Raw genomic sequence first — 17,201 nt, 5'->3', positions numbered from 1 at the left:
ATGAAACCACCCCGCCTCATTCTTTTATCCACATTTTCAATACCTTGCTATAGGAATTATTAACCACCCGATAAGCGGGAGGAACCTGTGTGTACGAAGCATGAAAGGTTACCAGCCTTGTTTCCGGAGGTTTTTCATCCAGCATTTTGTAAACAAAGCGACTATACAATTCATATAATTCAAAAGAAGTTCTTACCGCGTAATCTATACGGCTATCAGGCTCAATGTTTTCATAAAAGGAGTTATAGAAATAAAAATGATCGTAATTATCAAAGTCCAGTTCTGTCAGGTTCCCATGAATAAAATTTACATTTGGCAAGTCAACTTCTTCCCTGGCTATTTCTGCAAAAGTGAATAACTCGCTCCGCTGCTCTATTCCATAAAATGTAGTTTCCGGATGAAAAAATCCCGCAGTGATGCAAAACTTGCCTACGCCGCTCCCAATGTCAAGCACCCTGGCGTTAGGCAAGGCCAGAAAAGCAGCAGCTTTTTTGGCAATATCAACGGGCGTCCAGTGCATAGGAGATAAGTCACGAATATGCTTGGGGTACAGGTCATCAAAAGCGGTATCATGGCGGAAAAGAGAGGGGTTTAAAATCTCATTAAGCATTTTTCTATTTTTTCTAAGCGTATTAAAATTTTTAAATGAGGTATATAAAAGCCTGAATATTTCCATTTGGTTATACTTTAATCCACATTTTAAGTAAGGTATTACATGAAGCATCTGCCAGCCTGTAATCAGGCGGGATCTCCTGTTCTAAACTGTGATAAGTAACCAGGCGGGTTCCCGGAGGCTTTTCATTAAGGGCTGTAAAGAGATATTGCGTATAATAGGTATAAAGGTTTGCAGATAATTCAATGGTGTCGTCAATCTGGTTTACCCCATCAATATTCTCATAAAAGGAGTTATAAAAATAGAAATGATCAAATTCCTTAAAATTAACCTGTGTTACGTTAGCGTGAATAAAATTTGCGTTGGTTAATTGCGTGTACGCTTTTGCATCCTGGGCCAGGTGAATCAGATCAAGCCTTTGTTCAACCCCGTAGAAATATGTTTCCGGAAAATGATACGCCCCGGCGAGGCAAAATTTACCAATACCGCTGCCGATATCAAGCACCCGCGCGCCCGGCTCCATTAAAAACTCTGCCGCTTTAAGGGCAATAGCTAAGGGTGTCCAGTGTTTGAGTGACAGCAGTTGAAAATGCTCAGGGTACATCCAGTCAAATGCGGCATCATTTACAAACAGGGACGGGTTTAAATTATCTTTTTTTAGTTTTATAACAGCGCCTTCCTGCTGGTCGCCCGGAGGAGGCGGAAAATAAGAAAATGGATAAACCTTCATGACCTGCAAATTTATATAAGGCAGAAGGCTGATTTGCCGTAAGAAATCAACGCAGAAGCTGATATTTATCAGTTTTTTAAATGCGTAGCTTTACAGCATGAGTTTGTCAGGAATTTTTCCAATCGACAGGTGGAATTTTACCACGCAATCAATACTTAATACGCTTTCGGAGGAAGAATATGCGGAACTGGTTGCCAATCAAAGCGACCAGAAATATTTGAAGGGCGATGTTATTTTCAGGGAAGGTTCTGTTCCTGCTGGTATTTTTTTGATAAGAAGCGGTAAAGTAAAAAAATACAAGGTTGACAACCTTGCAAAAGAGCAGATTATTTACGTGGCTAACCACGGAGAACTGATCGGTTACCACGCGGTTTTATCAGAAGAGCGATACCCTGACTCAGCAGCAGCCATAGAGGACAGCTTAATAAGTTTTATACCCAAAGAAGATTTTATAAGCATTTTACACCGCTCACCAGTTTTTACCCAACGGCTCTTAAAAGCTTTAAGCCATGAATTTACGGTATTGGCCAATACAATTTCTGTAATTGCCCAACGTACCGCGCCCGAACGGCTCGCTATAGCTTTAATCGTACTCCGGGAAAAATATAAAGACGAGGAATCAGGTGAAAAAGACATCATATTAAATGTCTCCAGAATGGACCTTGCCGGTATGGCGGGAATTGCACAGGAAAATGTGATCCGCTTGTTGAAAGAGTTTAAAGCGGAGGGGATCCTGGAATCAGATGGCCGGAAGATCCTGATCAAGGATATTAAGCGGCTGATAAAAAAATCAAATTACAGGTAATGGCCTGCTCCTGCGCATAAGGAGAGAAGATGATTCATTGGCTTAATGATATTGTCCGGGTTTTATTCCATCACACATCACACAACATCTTAAAATGAGTTTGTTTTCCCGTTAAACCGGGATTTATAATCTTTTATAAAGTTATCCGGCGCTTCTCCTGCCTGGTGTTGGTTTCTTAGTAAAGGAATTTAACAGTTTAAAAGGTTAAAAAGTGTTAAACCAACACAATTTCATTTCAACTACAGATTTGGGCTTTACTATTGCAACTAATAGCTTGCAATACTTAAAGATTTATGCCAGATCCGGCTTATCGATACAAATCCGGCTTTCATCCATACTTATACTTTGTAAATAACAGGTTAAAATATATTTGATAAGGTTAAAGAGCTATTATAATTAATAAAGTAAAATGGATAGAAAAGAATTTCTTTCGGCAATTGGGGTAAGTGCCGCGGCATTTACGGTGATGAACTGCCTGGCGTGCTCAAAAAGTTCGGATGGTTCTTCGTCAGGCAATTCAGTAAGCGGCCCTACCGGTGTTGATTTTACGCTTGATCTTACCGCTACAGCAAATGCCGCTTTGCTTACTGATGGTGGATACATGGCAACAAGCGGTGTAATAGTAGCCAAAACAACCGCCGGCGCTTATATAGCTGTTCAGCAATCATGCACGCATGAAAGTTATCCATTAACATATCAGGGATCAAGCCAGCAATTTTACTGTAATAATCATGGCTCGGCATTTACTGAAGCAGGTGTGGTTAAAAATTCGCCAGCAAGCCGCAACCTTACAGTTTATCATACCACATTAACTAACAACTCGTTAAGGGTGTATTCATAAATGATAATTTGTACCATGAAACTATTGTTCATACTTTTTATAACCGGTTTGTTTTCGTCAGTTACCTGGTTAGGCAATTTTAATGATGCAACAGCAGAGGCAGCCAAAACACATAAATACATCCTGGTGAACTTTTCGGGATCAGATTGGTGCGGCCCCTGTATAAGGGAGCGTAAGGAAATACTTGAAACTGCAACATTTGAAAACTTTGCATCAGACCATTTGGTATTGGTTAGGGCCGATTTTCCCCGTCAAAAGAAAAATCTTTTGAGCAAGGAGCAAACCAAACTTAATGAACAACTGGCTGATAAATATAACCCGGATGGCAAATTTCCTTATACATTATTGATTGACGAACATGGTAAGGTGTTAAAATACTGGGATGGTTTCCCAAATGAATCGCCCGAGAAATTTGTTGCACAGATAAATGAAATTACAAACGCCGCAAACTGATACAATGTTAGGCATTACTACTGTTCATAAGCGTGTATTGCGCTTAATGGGCAACCGTTTTGAAATAAGTTTAGTTGGCGATGACGAGTACCTGGCAAATAGGCATATAGATGCTGCCGTAGCCGAAATAAGCAGGATAGAAAAACTGCTGACGACTTTTAGCGATGACAGCCAAACCAACGAAATAAACCGCAATGCTGGCATAAAGCCTGTAAAGGTTGATCAGGAAGTTTTTGACCTGGTTGAGCGTTCATTAAAAATATCAGGTTTAACCCAGGGAGCGTTTGATATCAGCTATGGCTCAATTGATAAAAGCTTATGGAATTTTGATCTGAACATGACCTCGCTGCCCGATCCGGAAGTTGCGCATTACTCGGTGAGGCTTATCAATTATAACAACGTAATACTTGATGAAGCCAACTGCACTATATTTTTAAAAGAGGAGGGGATGCGGATTGGTTTTGGCGGTATTGGTAAAGGTTATGCGGCGGATAAGGCCAAACATCTTTTACAGGAACTAGGTGTTAAAAGCGGGATAGTGAATGCGGCGGGTGATTTAATTACCTGGGGTACCCAGCCAAACGGCAAGCCCTGGACAATTGCCATTGCCGATCCTGATCAAAGCATGAGGCCTTTCAGCACGCTTAATATCAGTAATAATGCAATTGCTACATCAGGCAATTATGAAAAATTTGTGGTAATAAACGGTAAAAAATATTCACACACCATCGATCCAAAAACTGGCCTGCCTGTTACCGGGATAAAAAGCGTGAGCATTATAAGCCCAAGCGCCGAACTGGCCGACGCTATGGCCACCCCGGTTATGGTAATGGGGGTGAAGGTCGGGCTTGATCTTATCAACCAACTAAAACAGATAGCCTGTATTATAGTTGACGACAACAATAAAATTCACTGTTCAAATAATATAAATATTAAAAATTAATCCGATGCGAAAAATACCCCTTTTAATATTGTCAATTGCAATTATTGCATGCAGCATGTCATCGTGCAGTTCAGTAAAAGCTTACCAGAAAAACCAGATAAACGATTCGGAAATGGAGCTTTCTGCACGTAAATCGCAAAAATTTGAGCAAAGCTTTCAATTATACCGCGAAGGTGGTTCAGGAGCCAATGGTGGTAAAAGCGGCGGTGGCTGCGGTTGTAATTAATATTAAAGACTTGCTGTAAATGAGAAAAATATACCTGGGCGTACTGGCCCTTTACCTTGGCATCCTGTCGTCGCACGCCCAAATAAAACAACCTGTTAAGGATAGCACCAATTACGAGGCACGCAAATTGAAGGTTGATGAAGTGAATTTTGTATCGTCTTATTATCATCAAAACGGCAATAACTCTGCCGTTACAGGTGGTATTGGCACCGAAAACCTAACCGATTTTGCCAATACGCTGGATATACAGCTTTCAAAGCTTACCGGTAACGGGCATAAAAACACGTATACATTTGAATTAGGGATTGATCATTATACTTCTGCTTCGTCTGATAAGATCGATCCATACAGTATCTCATCTGCTTCAAGGCAGGATACAAGGATCTATCCATCATTAAACTGGACAAATTCGAATGAAAAAACGGGGAATGCTTTTGGCTTTACAGCATCAATTTCGCATGAGTTTGATTATCAGTCGAAGGGGTTGGGATTTAATTTGACCAGGGTTTCGAAAGATAAAAACACGCAGTTTGATTTTAAGCTGCAGGCCTTTTTAGATACCTGGAAAGTAATATTACCTGTTGAACTGCGACCGCCGGGTTATGGTTCAGGCTCAAATCGTGATGACAGAACTCCTGTACCTACCAAACCGAGAAACTCATTTAGTACCTCGTTCTCACTATCGCAAGTATTAACTACACGGCTGCAGGCATTGTTTGTTATAGAACCTTCTTACCAAAAAGGGCTGCTGGCTACTAAATATCAACGTGACTATTTTACAGATGGCTCAGAAAGAGTTGAGAACCTGCCCGACGGGCGGTATAAATTGCCCATTGCCGTGCGTTTCAATTATTTTATTGATGATCATTTTATTGTCCGTACTTTCTACAGGTATTATATGGATAACTGGGGCATCAGGGCGCATACAGCTGAGATTGAAGTGCCTGTAAAGTTTTCATCATTTATGTCTGTAAGCCCTTTTTACAGGTATAACAGCCAGGTTGGCACCCGTTATTTTACCCCTTACGGGCAGCATAGCCCCACTGATGTTTATTATACCAGCGACTATGATTTGTCAACTTTGCACAGTAATTTTATAGGAGCTAATTTCCGCCTTTCTCCGCCTAATGGGGTATTTGGCTGGCAGCACTTAAATACGCTTGAGTTAAGGTACGGGCATTATATGCGCTCAACCGGGTTAAATTCAGATATTTTAACACTGGCTTTAAAGTTTAAGTAATAATACAGTATAATAAAATGCAGGTTTAAGTATTGATATTAAAACAGTTTAATTTATGCATCATGAACACCATGTAAACAGCTCAGAAACGATAAGAGACATTGTTATAGGGATGTCTGACGGGTTAACAGTTCCTTTTGCATTGGCCGCCGGATTAAGCGGCGCCGTAAGCTCGTCAACCCTTGTTGTAACGGCAGGCATTGCTGAAATAGTTGCCGGATCAATTGCTATGGGGCTTGGTGGGTTTTTAGCCGGCAGAACCGAGTTAGATCATTATAACTCTGAACTGCAACGCGAATATGAAGAGGTAAAGCGTGTGCCTGAGCAGGAAAAAGCAGAAGTTAAAGAAGTTTTTGCCGGCTTTGGGCTATCAGCATCCCTGCAACAGCAAATTGCTGATGAAATGGCGAAAGATGAAGATAAATGGGTTGATTTTATGATGCGTTATGAGCTAGGCTTAGAAAAACCTCATCCAAACCGGGCCACAAAAAGCGCTATTACAATTGGTGTTTCGTATATAGTAGGCGGTATAATCCCTTTATCGCCATACTTTATTGTTAGCAACTCACAGGTGGCGCTTTATTACTCGTGCGCTGTAACCTTAATTTGCCTTTTTGTTTTTGGCTATTTTAAAAGCAAATTTACAGGACAGCCGGCACTGGTCGGTGCCTTAAAAGTTGTTTTTATAGGGGCCCTGGCTGCTGGTGCAGCTTTTGGAATATCAAAATTAATAAACATCAAATAGTAATTAGTTTGCCTTTTCATATTGACTAAGAGGGAACGACTCAAGGCAAACGCATTAAAAGGAGGCTCCTATAGAGCCCAAACAGGAATATTGCGATTTTCTATAAACAGGATACTCCTCCGGAGTGAAAAACAAATGTTAAACCATTTAAGAGCTTCGGAGGAGCAGCCTGTTTATAGCCATTTTGCTAAGCTAGCAAGGCTCCATCGGAGCCTCCTGCAAATTTGCTTAGCGGGCCATAAGAAAAATGATTTATTTTAATACATCTGCTTTGGGGAATGACTGGTATTGAAAATCAGCGTTCTAAATACATTTGTTTCTAAAATCTTCCGGCTGTTATTATCTTAAAAAGAGCTTTATCTGTGCCTTATATAAAGCCATAACCAATGCTATCGGTAAATTTTCAATTGTCATTTTAGCTTGAAATCAGCAAGCCAGATCCAAAGTTATTTATTGTAAAATTTATGACCGCAGGCATTTATCAGGCAGAATCTGCTCTCCAATGAGCTGATCTGTCGCAGATTTGGTGCTCAAAAATGGGTTTCCGGCAGATGAAAATCTCAATAAAACAAGGTTTGTTGAATTTTTTTTCAAGATTTTTTTTGGATTCGATTTGATCCGTTCATTCCTGGTATTTATTGTAAAATAATTTATAAATGTAAAAAAAACACGGTTTAATTTATCTAATACAAATGTTTGTACTTATTTATTAATTGGTATTACACGTGTAATTATTACACATGGCACGTGATTTTTTTATCTTATGAGCAATATGATTGCATTTATGATTAAAATATTTATTAAATATTAAATTAATGTTGACGCGATTTAATATATTTATCGTGGGAACAATGGGCTGGCCAGCTGATGATTGTTTTAAGTATTATTTAACTATTAACAAATTACAGTACCAACAAATGAAAAAACAACTCTTATTTAAAATTGGGGTATGCATGGTATGTGCAACTTCATTACTAACCGCTTGTACAAAAAACAATCAAAGCACCGAAAAAAAGGTTGATCCTGCTACACAAATTTCAGCCGATGCTACCCAAAAGATCTCCGATCTGGGTTTTAGCACAGATAATGTGCGCAAAGTGGGCGATAATTACCTGGTAGAAGGTGATATTATGCTAACCCCGGCCAACCTTTCGGAGGTAAGCACTAGCCCAAACCTTAGAATTGCTGAAACAGAACAGTACCGGACGACCAACCTGGTTAAAAATCTTCCAAGAACAATTACTGTATCAGTTTCAAATTTACCTACAGTTTACGCTACTGCTACAGCTAACGCTGTATCACGCTATAATGCGTTAAACCTTACGCTTAAATTCCAGGTGGTAAGTAGTGGTGGCAGCATCCAGATCATTGGTTTTAACCAGGGTCCAAGCGGTGGTTACATCACTTTAGGTTCTTCGGGCTTCCCAACTTCATCGGGCAACCCTTACAATCAGATCCAGCTTAATACCAATGCGCAAGCTTATGGAACTAATCCTGATGTGGGGTATGTTACTTCGGTAATTCAGCACGAAATGGGGCATTGCATAGGTTTCCGTCATACGGATTACTTTAACCGTTCTTTAAGCTGCGGAGGATCTGCAGTTAATGAAGGTAGTGCAGGTATCGGAGCTGTTCACATCCCTGGTACACCAACCAAAACATTTGATGCGGCTTCATTTATGCTGGCCTGCTCAAGCGGAACCGACCGTTCATTTAACGCAAATGACGTAATAGCGTTAAACTATTTGTACTAAAAACTTTATCGTATTGCTTCTTATTGATCAACAAAGTAGTTTTACTAACTAAAGGGGAGTGTAACTCCCCTTTAGTTTAATATACAGTATGGTTAAAAAATCGCTTTGTTTTTTACTGATATTTTTATGCTTTAAACTGTCCCGGGCACAAAAGCCAATGAGCGATAAAGCCATTGCCGGGCTTTATAAGGGTGCACCTGTTGCCGGGTTGTTGAACACAAATAATAACATTAACTATTACCTGGTTAAATTTAAGGATCCGGCTAAGGCTGATATTAAAAAACTCCGCCTGGTAAAAAGAGTATCTTATAACTTTTATGTGGTAGCGTCAGCCGCTGATTTATCAGGCGATAAAAATATACAGGAAGCCACACATGTAAGCTCATTATGGAAAGCTACAGATAATTTGCTGCTGCTTTTACAAAAACATCCGTCCAGAAATCAGTCTGTAGACTTATCAGTTACCTCCTGCAACGATTCGGTATTAACAGCTATCAAAAAATACGGTGAAATAACCGCTCAAACCGCAAATATAGTAACGCTGAATATAACATTACAGCAGCTGCCCGATCTGTTACAGCAGCCATATGTTGTTTTTGCAAATGTTACCCGGAAAGCTCATGCCGAGTTGGTAATTAATGATATTGACCTGGGTATAAACCAAGTCTCGGCTATTGCCGATAATTATCCGGCTATTAATGGCAGCGGTATAAACATTGGCATTAAAGAACAGCGTTATGATAATGACCTTGACCTGCTCGGCCGCTCATTCAACTCGTTCAAGGCGGCTGATGTTACTTCGGGGCATGCCACTATTATGGCTACCTTAATTGGAGGCAACGGCAATTCATATATCCTGGGGCTTGGGGCGGCGCCCAAGGTAAGGTTCACCTCGTCAGACTTTGCCCGGTTACTGCCAGATAGCACAGCCATTTTTAAAGCTTTTGATATTGGAGTACAAAATCACTCCTACGGCACCGGGATCGAAAATTATTACGGGGCCGAAGCTGTGGCTTATGACCAGCAGGTGATGGAGAATGATTCAATAACCCATGTATTCTCGTCAGGAAATATAGGCACATCGGCATCTGCAACAGGGGTATACAACGGCATTACAGGAGTAGCCAACCTATCGGGCACCTTTAAACAAGCGAAAAATGTGTTGGTTGTTGGTGGTACCGATCGTACGGGTGCACCTGAAGATTTGAGTTCGGCAGGCCCGGCGTATGATGGCCGGATTAAGCCTGAACTTGTGGCTAATGGAGAAGACGGCACATCGGGGGCAGCGGCATTAGTTTCGGGTACGGTGGTGCTGTTACAGCAGGCTTATAAAATGCAAACGGGGCAATTACCATCAGCAGCGTTGATCAAAAGCGTGCTTATTAATTCGGCAGATGATATTGGTTTGCCGGGTGTAGACCATAAAACAGGCTACGGGCAGCTTAATGCCCTTGAAGCGTTGCGAACTATTAACGAAGGCCGTTTTAAAAAAGGATCAGTAAGTAGCGGACAACAAACTGATTATATCATAAACGTTCCGGCAGGTAACAGCGAATTTAAAGTGTCATTAGCCTGGAACGATCCGCCTGCGTTACTCAATGCGCCTACTGCCCTGGTCAATGATCTTGATCTGTCAATAACCACACCCAATGGCCAAACCCTATTGCCATGGACCCTGAGTTCGTACCCCTCGTTAGATTCATTATTGAAACTGGCTGTGCGTAAAAGGGATACCCTGAATAACACGGAGCAGGTAACTTTACAAAACCCTGCTGCAGGTAATTATATTATTCATATAAAGGGCGCTAAAGTAGCATCTGGCTCACAAGCCTTTTATATTGCGCACCAGGCTGTAACGGCAAACCGCTTTGAGTGGACCTATCCCGCAGGCCGCGACCAGCTTTTTGCGACAGCGGAAAACTACCTGCGCTGGCAAAGCTCATTCAGCACCGCATCTGGCCAATTGAGCGTAAGTTATGACCATGGAGCCACCTGGAACGCTATTGGCAACATCACCCTGAAAGATAAATATTATGACTGGACTGCGCCCGATGCCTTTACAACAGGTATGCTTAAAATGGATATTAACGGGCAGGTATTTACCAGCAAAGAGTTTGTAATTTCAAAACCTTTGAACCTGGAAGTGGGGTATAATTGTACCGACGGTACTTTACTTCACTGGAAAGCCCAGCTGGGGAGTAAAGGTTATGTTATTTACACCATCAAAGATAATTTACTACAACAATTTACTACCGTAATGGATACTGCCATTATTATACCAGCCCAGCAACAGGCAACATCATATTTTGCGGTGAGTGCGCAGGGCGATGGTTTTGAAGGAATAAAAAGCCTTACTATTGATGCTACCGCCCAGGGTGTGGGTTGTTATATTAAAACCTTATTGGCCAATGTAATAAATAATACCATAGCGCTTAACCTGCAAATAGGCAGTGTAGTAAACCTCAAATCCATCACCTGGGAAAAACAGACCGGTACAAATACTTATGCAACGCTGGGTACAACCACAGTTAATTCGGCATTAGCCTATCAGTTTATAGATGTCAATCCTAAAAAAGGAATTCAGTATTATCGGGCAAAACTCATTACCGAAGATGGCAAGATCACTTACTCTGACCTTGCCGACGCCACATTTTTACAAAATAGTCAGTTTACCATATACCCTAACCCGGTAAGCACCCAGGTGAACATATTGAGCGGCGATATTAATGATTACGAGTTTAAGCTATATGATGCCGGCGGAAGGTTAAGCCTGGATAAGGCCATTAATGAATTGCAGAATACTTTCCAGCTAAACCTTAATCCCGGGGTATATGTTTATGTAATAATGCTAAAAGGGAAAATTGTTTATCAGGGTAAACTGATTAAAATTTAAAACCTTCTGCCAATTATTATTTTAAAAATAGCTTTATCGGTGCCCTTTGTAAAACCATAGCCAATACCGCCATTAAACTCCCAGTCGGCGTTATAATTTAAATCTGTGGCTACAAACAATTGTTGCTGTTGCTGCTGCAAAGGGTCGTAATGAAAAAATGGCCCTGTGCTTCCATAATATTCAAGGCCCAGCGCAACAATTTTACTTACATCATAGCTGCCTTTCACATTAGGCGAAAATATGAAGCCCCTGTTTTCGTCTGGTCCGGCAAAGCTTTTATCAAGTGTGGGGTTAACTGAGATGTACAGCTTGTTCCATTTTTTATCAACTATTGGCCTTATTTCTAAGGTGCTGGTATTTGCGGAAAAGGCCCGTTTTTGAAAACCAAACTCTGTTGACAAACTTACACCTACCGGCCATTTCCATTCGGCAGGCGCTGCAAAACGTGGGCGAATGTGTGAACCAACATAAGCTGTTCGGCCCTGGCCGCCTATTGAGTTAAAAATATAAAAGCCGGTTTCGAACCATGGGGTCCAGCCGTGAGTAATTTCAATGGTTTCATGAACAACATGATTGTCAGGCAATTCGCCATTTGCACCGGTTGTAAATCCATTTGCCGTGTAATTACTGTGCAGCTCAACCATGGTGCGGCCTTTTTCTACGGTTTCTGAACCATAAACCTGGATCTCGTAATTATCCTGAGCTTTAACAATGCAGCAAATAAGCGATAAGCTTATAAATATCAATAACGTTTTATGCGTATTACTAATTTTCATTGCCGCCATTTATCATATCAGAAACTATTCCTTTTGAGTCTTTTCTTTCGGCAAGAAATACACCTGCTAAATGCACTGCTATAAAAGCTAAAACCAGGTACATGCAAAAACTATGTACTTCTTTAACACTGTGCCTTATGGATTTGTATGCGGCTAAAGCATCTTCAAAAGCCAAAAATAAACCGGTTATAACCAGAATTACCAATAAAAGGTAAAATGCAGCATATATGAGTTTTACCGTAAGCTCACGCCCGGCAATTTCCCTATTCTTTTTAATGGCATTAAATTTTGCGTAAGCGCTTTTCATCTGCCTTATAAATTTCTGATCGGCTAATTGAAAAAATTCCAATATCAGCCTGAATACTAACAGGCCGGCAAGGCAATACCCAAAATACACATGAATATCCCAAACACTGTCGCTTAATGCATGCGCTGCCGACCTGGCCTGATCTTCACTTGCGTTTACACCTGATTTTTGTAATTCGGTTTTTATTAATGATGAAGTTGTGTGATCATCGGTAATGGTTGAATTGATCAAAACGGTTATCAGCGATCCGCTTATAACAACCAGGTTAACCCAATGCCACAGGCGCAATGAAGGCGAATATTTTTTATTTTTTTGAGGATGGATCACATCCATTTTTACCGGTTCAATAACAGTCATATTTTAATCATTGCATGATTTTTTAAAAATATAATCATAATTTGAAGTAATTCTGTAGTTGCGGCGTAAATGATCTTCATCTTCAGAATTTCTTCAACATGCTTTATTATATTTGATAAAAAGACCATTTGAAACTCCTGATAATAGAAGATGAACAAGGCCTTCGCGATAATATTACCAACTACTTTAATGAAGAAAGTGATATTTGTGAAAGCTGTGGCTGCTTAAATACAGCAATCGAAAAATTATCTGCTTATGAATACGATTGTATTTTACTGGATATAGGGCTGCCTGATGGCGAAGGGTTTGCTGTTTTGGATTACCTGAGAGAGAAAAACAGGAACGAAGCCGTAGTAATAATATCAGCCAGAAATTCTCTTGATGACAAAATAAAAGGCTTAAATATTGGCGCAGACGATTATCTTACCAAGCCTTTTCACCTTGCTGAACTTAAAGCAAGAGTAGTAGCCACTTACAGGCGCAAGACTTTTAATACCAATAATAAACTTATATTTAATGAAATAGCCATAAACCTGCTTGGGCGAACAGTTGAAGTTAACCAGATCCGTATTGTTTTAACCAGGAAAGAATATGACATGCTGTTGTATTTTATAGCTAACAAAGGGAAAGTTATTTCAAAAACTGCTATTGCAGAACATATGTGGGGAGATGAAATGGATATGCATGATAATTTCGATTTTATCTATACCCATATTAAAAACCTGAGGAAAAAACTCCTTGATGCCAACTGCAAAGATTACCTGAAATCAATTTACGGTATAGGCTATAAATTTATGACAGAATGAAGTTATCGGCCCATTATAATAAAGCCAGTATAATTATTACTATAACTGTTCTGATTGCCGGTGCGGTGATCTATTACTTTGCTATTAATCAAATTGCCCGGAACCAGCTTGACCGTGATCTGTCTGAAGAAATTGGTGAAGTTATTGATTATGTAAACCGTAATGCAAAGCTGCCCAAGCAGGTTGATTTTGATGAGGACCAAACTGTTTTTGTAAAAACGAACAATACCAAAATTGAAACCAGATTTTTTGATACTATTTATAGTAACCCGCGCGAAAAGAAAGCCGAAGACGGCCGGGCCATATCAGGGTTGATATCATTAAAGGGTGAACATTACATAGTTACCATTACAGAATCATACGAAACCACTAAGTATTTGATTCAGCTAATTACTATTATCACGCTTGTGCTGATGGTTGTACTATTATTTACAATTTTTATTACTAATAAATATATGCTGAATGGTTTATGGCGACCGTTTTATAGTACGCTTAATGAATTAAAAGCTTTTAATATTGCTGATCCGGATGGTTTTTCAATTAAACCCAATAAAGTGGACGAGTTTAATGAATTGAATAAAGCAGTTCAGATAATGTATTCACGGGTAAAAAATGACTATCAGCATTTAAAACATTTTACCGAAAATGCATCGCATGAAATGATGACGCCGCTGGCTGTTATTACTTCCAAACTTGATACACTTATACAGGATGAAACCTTAAGACTTGAACAATATGAACAGATAAATGATATTTACCTGGCAACAGGTAAGCTATCGAGGTTAAACCAATCAATGCTTTTGTTAGTGAAGATTGAAAATAATTTAATCAACGATGCAGAAACAATAAGCCTGCAATCTGTAATCATTCAAAAGGTACATCAATTCCAGGAGTTATCATTATCAAAAAACATAACTGTTACTGAGGATCTGCATGATAAACAAGTTTGTGCCAGTAAGTTTCTTTTAGATATTTTGCTGAACAATTTGTTCAGCAATGCCATAAGGCATAATATAAACAACGGGAAAATACTTATTACCTTAACCGATAAAAAGCTGATCTTTCAAAATCAGGGTGCTGAAAAACCGCTGGATGAACATATGTTATTTGAACGCTTTCACAAAGGGCAAAAATCAGACGGGACAGGCTTGGGCCTAACCATTGTTAAAAATATTTGCCAATTATATAACTGGGATATTACATATCGTCATAACGGATTGCTGCATACTTTTGAAATAAATTTCAATTTACTAGAAGGTCCAAAATAGTACATCAACGGTATAATAATATTTTCGCAAGGCATCTTATAAATTTATTCAACCTATAAAACGCCCTGCGTAAACATCGTTATATTTTCACTCCAAACCCTACGTTAAATGTCCTGCCGTCGGCCGGTAATATGCCGGGACCGGGCAATATGGTTATGCGGCGACTAAAGTATTTGGCATTAAATACGTTGCTGATATTACTGAAGATGTGATAGTTTTTAAAAAAGCTGTAGTTAAACGACCAATCAAAAACGTGATAGGCAGGCACAATGCCGCTTAGTCCTGTTGGGTTAAATACTGTGTTATTGGCGTCGGTATAATTTTTACCTACATAGCTGTATTGCAGGGTTGTGCTTACATGTTTGTTAAGGTAGGTTAGGCCCGTGCGGTTTATCCACTCCGGTGTGCCTTCCAGCCATTTACCGGCAAGGCTTATATTGGTAGCTCCATTGGCCAGCGAACCACTGGTGTAGCGGGCATGATCATACCCTAATGAGTTAAACAGGCGGATATCGCTCACCGCATTTTTGTTAAAGGTACGCCATAAGGATATTTCTGTGTAAAGCTCAGCCCCCTTAGCTGCGCCGTTACCTATGTTTGTGGTATAAATATAGGTTTGGTTGGATGAGTTAAGCTCGGTAAGGTTACCTATTCTGTCGCCATAGTAAACATAATACAGGTTAAAGTCGTAGTTGAATATGCTGCCAATGTTGCCACGGTAGCCAAGGTCAGCGTCGTAGCCGCGACTATCTCTTAAGTTGGGGTTAACCACAGCAAGGTCATTCCCCGGAATAATATTGGCGTAGCTAAACGGCCTGTAAGCTTGCGAAATATTACCGTAAAACTGGCTGTTTGCGGTAAGCTGGTATTGCAGCCCGGTGCCAAACAGCGGGAAATGGCGTTTATTTTGGTAAGCAACATGGTCAACTGCATTATCAATAACTCCCTCAAGGCTTGTATTGATAATTTCATACCTTGCTCCCGGTGTTATGGTGAACTTTGGCGTTATCTGAAAAACGTTTTCGGCAAATGCAGCATAATTATGGGTGTGCAGGTGCAGGTCAATACCATAGGGTTTTAAAACGGTAAGGTCATAGTCTGACCCGGTGGTACCGGTAGCCTTTTGCCTGCGGTTGGTAAGCTCAGTAAAATAGCGCAGTCCGCTGGTAAAGGTGCTGGTAAGGCTGCCCAGTTTATAACGGGTAAGCAAGCGGGCTTCGGTAGTAAAGCCGTAGTAGTAATCACGGTCTACCTGGCGTGGGTTATAGGTATTTAGTTTTTTATTAACGGTATCGGCAACATTGGGGTTATTTAAAAATTGTACGCTGTTACGCTGCCCGATTATGCCGTGCGATGTTACCTCCAGTTTGGTATTATCGCCCAGCTTATAATTAAACAACAGGGCCGGTATGTTTATCTCAGGGTCGAAATAGTTACGGGTGCGCGTGGCCTGGCGGTTATTGGCATTGAACTGCGCATCGGTTAAGCCGCCGGCATCCTGCTCAAAAAAGTTAACACGCGAAAACTGCAGCGCAATGCTACCCTTATTATTAAACTGGTACTTTAAGTTGCCATAAAACCATTGCCCGTTAAAGCGTGCATTATTGCGCCAGCCATCGCCGCTACGGCTTGCGTAATAAGCGTAGTAGCTCCATTTACCGCTTTTACCGCTAATTGCGTTAAACGAGTTAAAGTATTTATTTGATCCTGCCGTTTGGTTGCTTTCAATGCTAAACGCCTTGCTGGTATCGCCATCCTTTATTTTATAATTTACCATGCCGCCAAACTGGCTGCCAAACTGCAGGGCCGCCGAGCCACGAACTACCTGGATCTCGCTTACGGCATCAAACTGGGGCACATAATGCGCCTCCGGATAGCCAAAGAGGTCAGAATTAGTGTTATAGCCATTTTGACGCACATTGGTTTCATTACTGCGATGGGTATCGGTACCGCGGGTGCCAATATTTACCTGGAAACCGTTGCCGCTCATTTCCCACACATTAACGCCCGGGATACTCCCAAAAATGGTGCGGATGTTACTGGCTGCCGTGTTAGCCCTACCGGCATCAGGATATATTACGTAAGTTTTTTTACCGGCAAATACGCTTGTGCCAACTACATCAGGTAAATGTTTTGAGCGGCTGTCTCTTATTGTCACGCTATCAAGTGCAAGCGTGTCTTTTGCCGGTGAATGTACAGGGGTTTGCGCCTTTGCCTCAAAAACGGAAAAGGTGGTAAGTAAAAATAAAATAACAAGGTTTAAATGGCGGGGTTTTGTCATATGTTGTTTTTGATTATGTTTTTAAAAGTATAACGATATTTAAAGCTTTAGAGACTAATTTTTAAGTATGCCGATAAAATGAAATGTATTTGTTAGTGCAATGTTAGCATAAGTAATTAAATACTATACAAGATCAAAAGGTTTTTAGTTGCTTTTGAAGTTA

Annotated in this window: 16 protein-coding genes; 11 read left to right on the top strand and 5 right to left on the bottom strand. The window is 40.4% G+C overall.

The window, feature by feature from the left end:
• Positions 1 to 16: 16 nt before the first annotated feature.
• Together BUE31_RS07745 and BUE31_RS07740 are read right to left on the bottom strand one after the other, a co-directional pair.
• Positions 17 to 676 carry a methyltransferase domain-containing protein gene (locus BUE31_RS07745; RefSeq protein ID WP_083619483.1) on the bottom strand — a complete coding sequence of 220 codons (660 nt, stop codon included), beginning with the start codon at positions 674 to 676 and terminating at the stop codon, positions 17 to 19.
• 4 nt (positions 677 to 680) lie between these two features.
• Positions 681 to 1,343, bottom strand: a complete 663-nt coding sequence (locus BUE31_RS07740) for a methyltransferase domain-containing protein (protein WP_083619480.1) — start codon at positions 1,341 to 1,343, stop codon at positions 681 to 683.
• A 97-nt stretch (positions 1,344 to 1,440) separates the two neighbouring features.
• Between BUE31_RS07740 and BUE31_RS07735 the strand changes: the two genes are divergently transcribed.
• The 9 genes from BUE31_RS07735 to BUE31_RS07695 all read left to right on the top strand — a co-directional run bounded on the left by BUE31_RS07735 (position 1,441) and on the right by BUE31_RS07695 (position 11,243).
• Positions 1,441 to 2,148, top strand: a complete 708-nt coding sequence (locus tag BUE31_RS07735) for a Crp/Fnr family transcriptional regulator (RefSeq protein WP_073402028.1) — start codon at positions 1,441 to 1,443, stop codon at positions 2,146 to 2,148.
• Positions 2,149 to 2,557: 409 nt separating this feature from the next.
• The gene (locus BUE31_RS07730) at positions 2,558 to 2,989 is read left to right on the top strand and encodes a QcrA and Rieske domain-containing protein (protein ID WP_073402026.1); all 432 of its coding nucleotides are present in this window, start codon (positions 2,558 to 2,560) and stop codon (positions 2,987 to 2,989) included.
• 15 nt (positions 2,990 to 3,004) lie between these two features.
• Positions 3,005 to 3,442: a thioredoxin family protein gene (locus BUE31_RS07725; protein ID WP_073402023.1), complete on the top strand. Its 438-nt coding sequence runs from the start codon at positions 3,005 to 3,007 to the stop codon at positions 3,440 to 3,442.
• The gene (locus BUE31_RS07720; RefSeq protein ID WP_234997774.1) at positions 3,417 to 4,385 is read left to right on the top strand and encodes an FAD:protein FMN transferase; all 969 of its coding nucleotides are present in this window, start codon (positions 3,417 to 3,419) and stop codon (positions 4,383 to 4,385) included. Before BUE31_RS07725 ends, BUE31_RS07720 begins: the two co-directional genes overlap by 26 nt.
• A 4-nt stretch (positions 4,386 to 4,389) precedes the next feature.
• Positions 4,390 to 4,611, top strand: coding sequence for a DUF4266 domain-containing protein (locus BUE31_RS07715; RefSeq protein WP_073402021.1), 222 nt, complete (start codon positions 4,390 to 4,392; stop codon positions 4,609 to 4,611).
• Positions 4,612 to 4,630: 19 nt separating this feature from the next.
• Positions 4,631 to 5,851, top strand: coding sequence for a DUF3570 domain-containing protein (locus tag BUE31_RS07710; RefSeq protein ID WP_073402018.1), 1,221 nt, complete (start codon positions 4,631 to 4,633; stop codon positions 5,849 to 5,851).
• 55 nt (positions 5,852 to 5,906) lie between these two features.
• A complete protein-coding gene (locus tag BUE31_RS07705) occupies positions 5,907 to 6,596 on the top strand; it encodes a VIT1/CCC1 transporter family protein (RefSeq protein WP_073402015.1) in 690 nt (229 codons plus the stop codon).
• Positions 6,597 to 7,513: 917 nt separating this feature from the next.
• Positions 7,514 to 8,350, top strand: coding sequence for a M57 family metalloprotease (locus BUE31_RS07700; RefSeq protein WP_073403046.1), 837 nt, complete (start codon positions 7,514 to 7,516; stop codon positions 8,348 to 8,350).
• Positions 8,351 to 8,507: 157 nt separating this feature from the next.
• Positions 8,508 to 11,243, top strand: coding sequence for a S8 family peptidase (locus tag BUE31_RS07695; RefSeq protein WP_234997773.1), 2,736 nt, complete (start codon positions 8,508 to 8,510; stop codon positions 11,241 to 11,243).
• Here BUE31_RS07695 and BUE31_RS07690 read toward each other — a convergent pair.
• Positions 11,240 to 12,019 carry a hypothetical protein gene (locus BUE31_RS07690; RefSeq protein WP_073402011.1) on the bottom strand — a complete coding sequence of 260 codons (780 nt, stop codon included), beginning with the start codon at positions 12,017 to 12,019 and terminating at the stop codon, positions 11,240 to 11,242. The genes BUE31_RS07695 and BUE31_RS07690 overlap by 4 nt on opposite strands.
• The gene (locus tag BUE31_RS07685; protein ID WP_073402008.1) at positions 12,009 to 12,683 is read right to left on the bottom strand and encodes a cytochrome b/b6 domain-containing protein; all 675 of its coding nucleotides are present in this window, start codon (positions 12,681 to 12,683) and stop codon (positions 12,009 to 12,011) included. Before BUE31_RS07685 ends, BUE31_RS07690 begins: the two co-directional genes overlap by 11 nt.
• A 128-nt stretch (positions 12,684 to 12,811) precedes the next feature.
• Between BUE31_RS07685 and BUE31_RS07680 the strand changes: the two genes are divergently transcribed.
• Together BUE31_RS07680 and BUE31_RS07675 are read left to right on the top strand one after the other, a co-directional pair.
• The gene (locus BUE31_RS07680; protein WP_073402005.1) at positions 12,812 to 13,489 is read left to right on the top strand and encodes a response regulator transcription factor; all 678 of its coding nucleotides are present in this window, start codon (positions 12,812 to 12,814) and stop codon (positions 13,487 to 13,489) included.
• On the top strand, positions 13,486 to 14,757 hold the full coding sequence (locus BUE31_RS07675; protein WP_073402002.1) for a sensor histidine kinase: 1,272 nt from the start codon (positions 13,486 to 13,488) through the stop codon (positions 14,755 to 14,757). The genes BUE31_RS07680 and BUE31_RS07675 overlap by 4 nt, the downstream gene beginning before the upstream one ends.
• A gap of 79 nt (positions 14,758 to 14,836) precedes the next feature.
• Here BUE31_RS07675 and BUE31_RS07670 read toward each other — a convergent pair whose 3' ends face one another.
• The gene (locus BUE31_RS07670; protein WP_073402000.1) at positions 14,837 to 17,038 is read right to left on the bottom strand and encodes a TonB-dependent receptor family protein; all 2,202 of its coding nucleotides are present in this window, start codon (positions 17,036 to 17,038) and stop codon (positions 14,837 to 14,839) included.
• Positions 17,039 to 17,201 lie beyond the last annotated feature (163 nt).

The sequence above is a fragment of the Mucilaginibacter sp. OK098 genome, from assembly GCF_900142915.1.
Classification (GTDB): Bacteria; Bacteroidota; Bacteroidia; order Sphingobacteriales; family Sphingobacteriaceae; genus Mucilaginibacter.
Note: the sequence above shows the minus strand (reverse complement) of the source record. Positions and strands in the feature narration are given on the sequence as shown.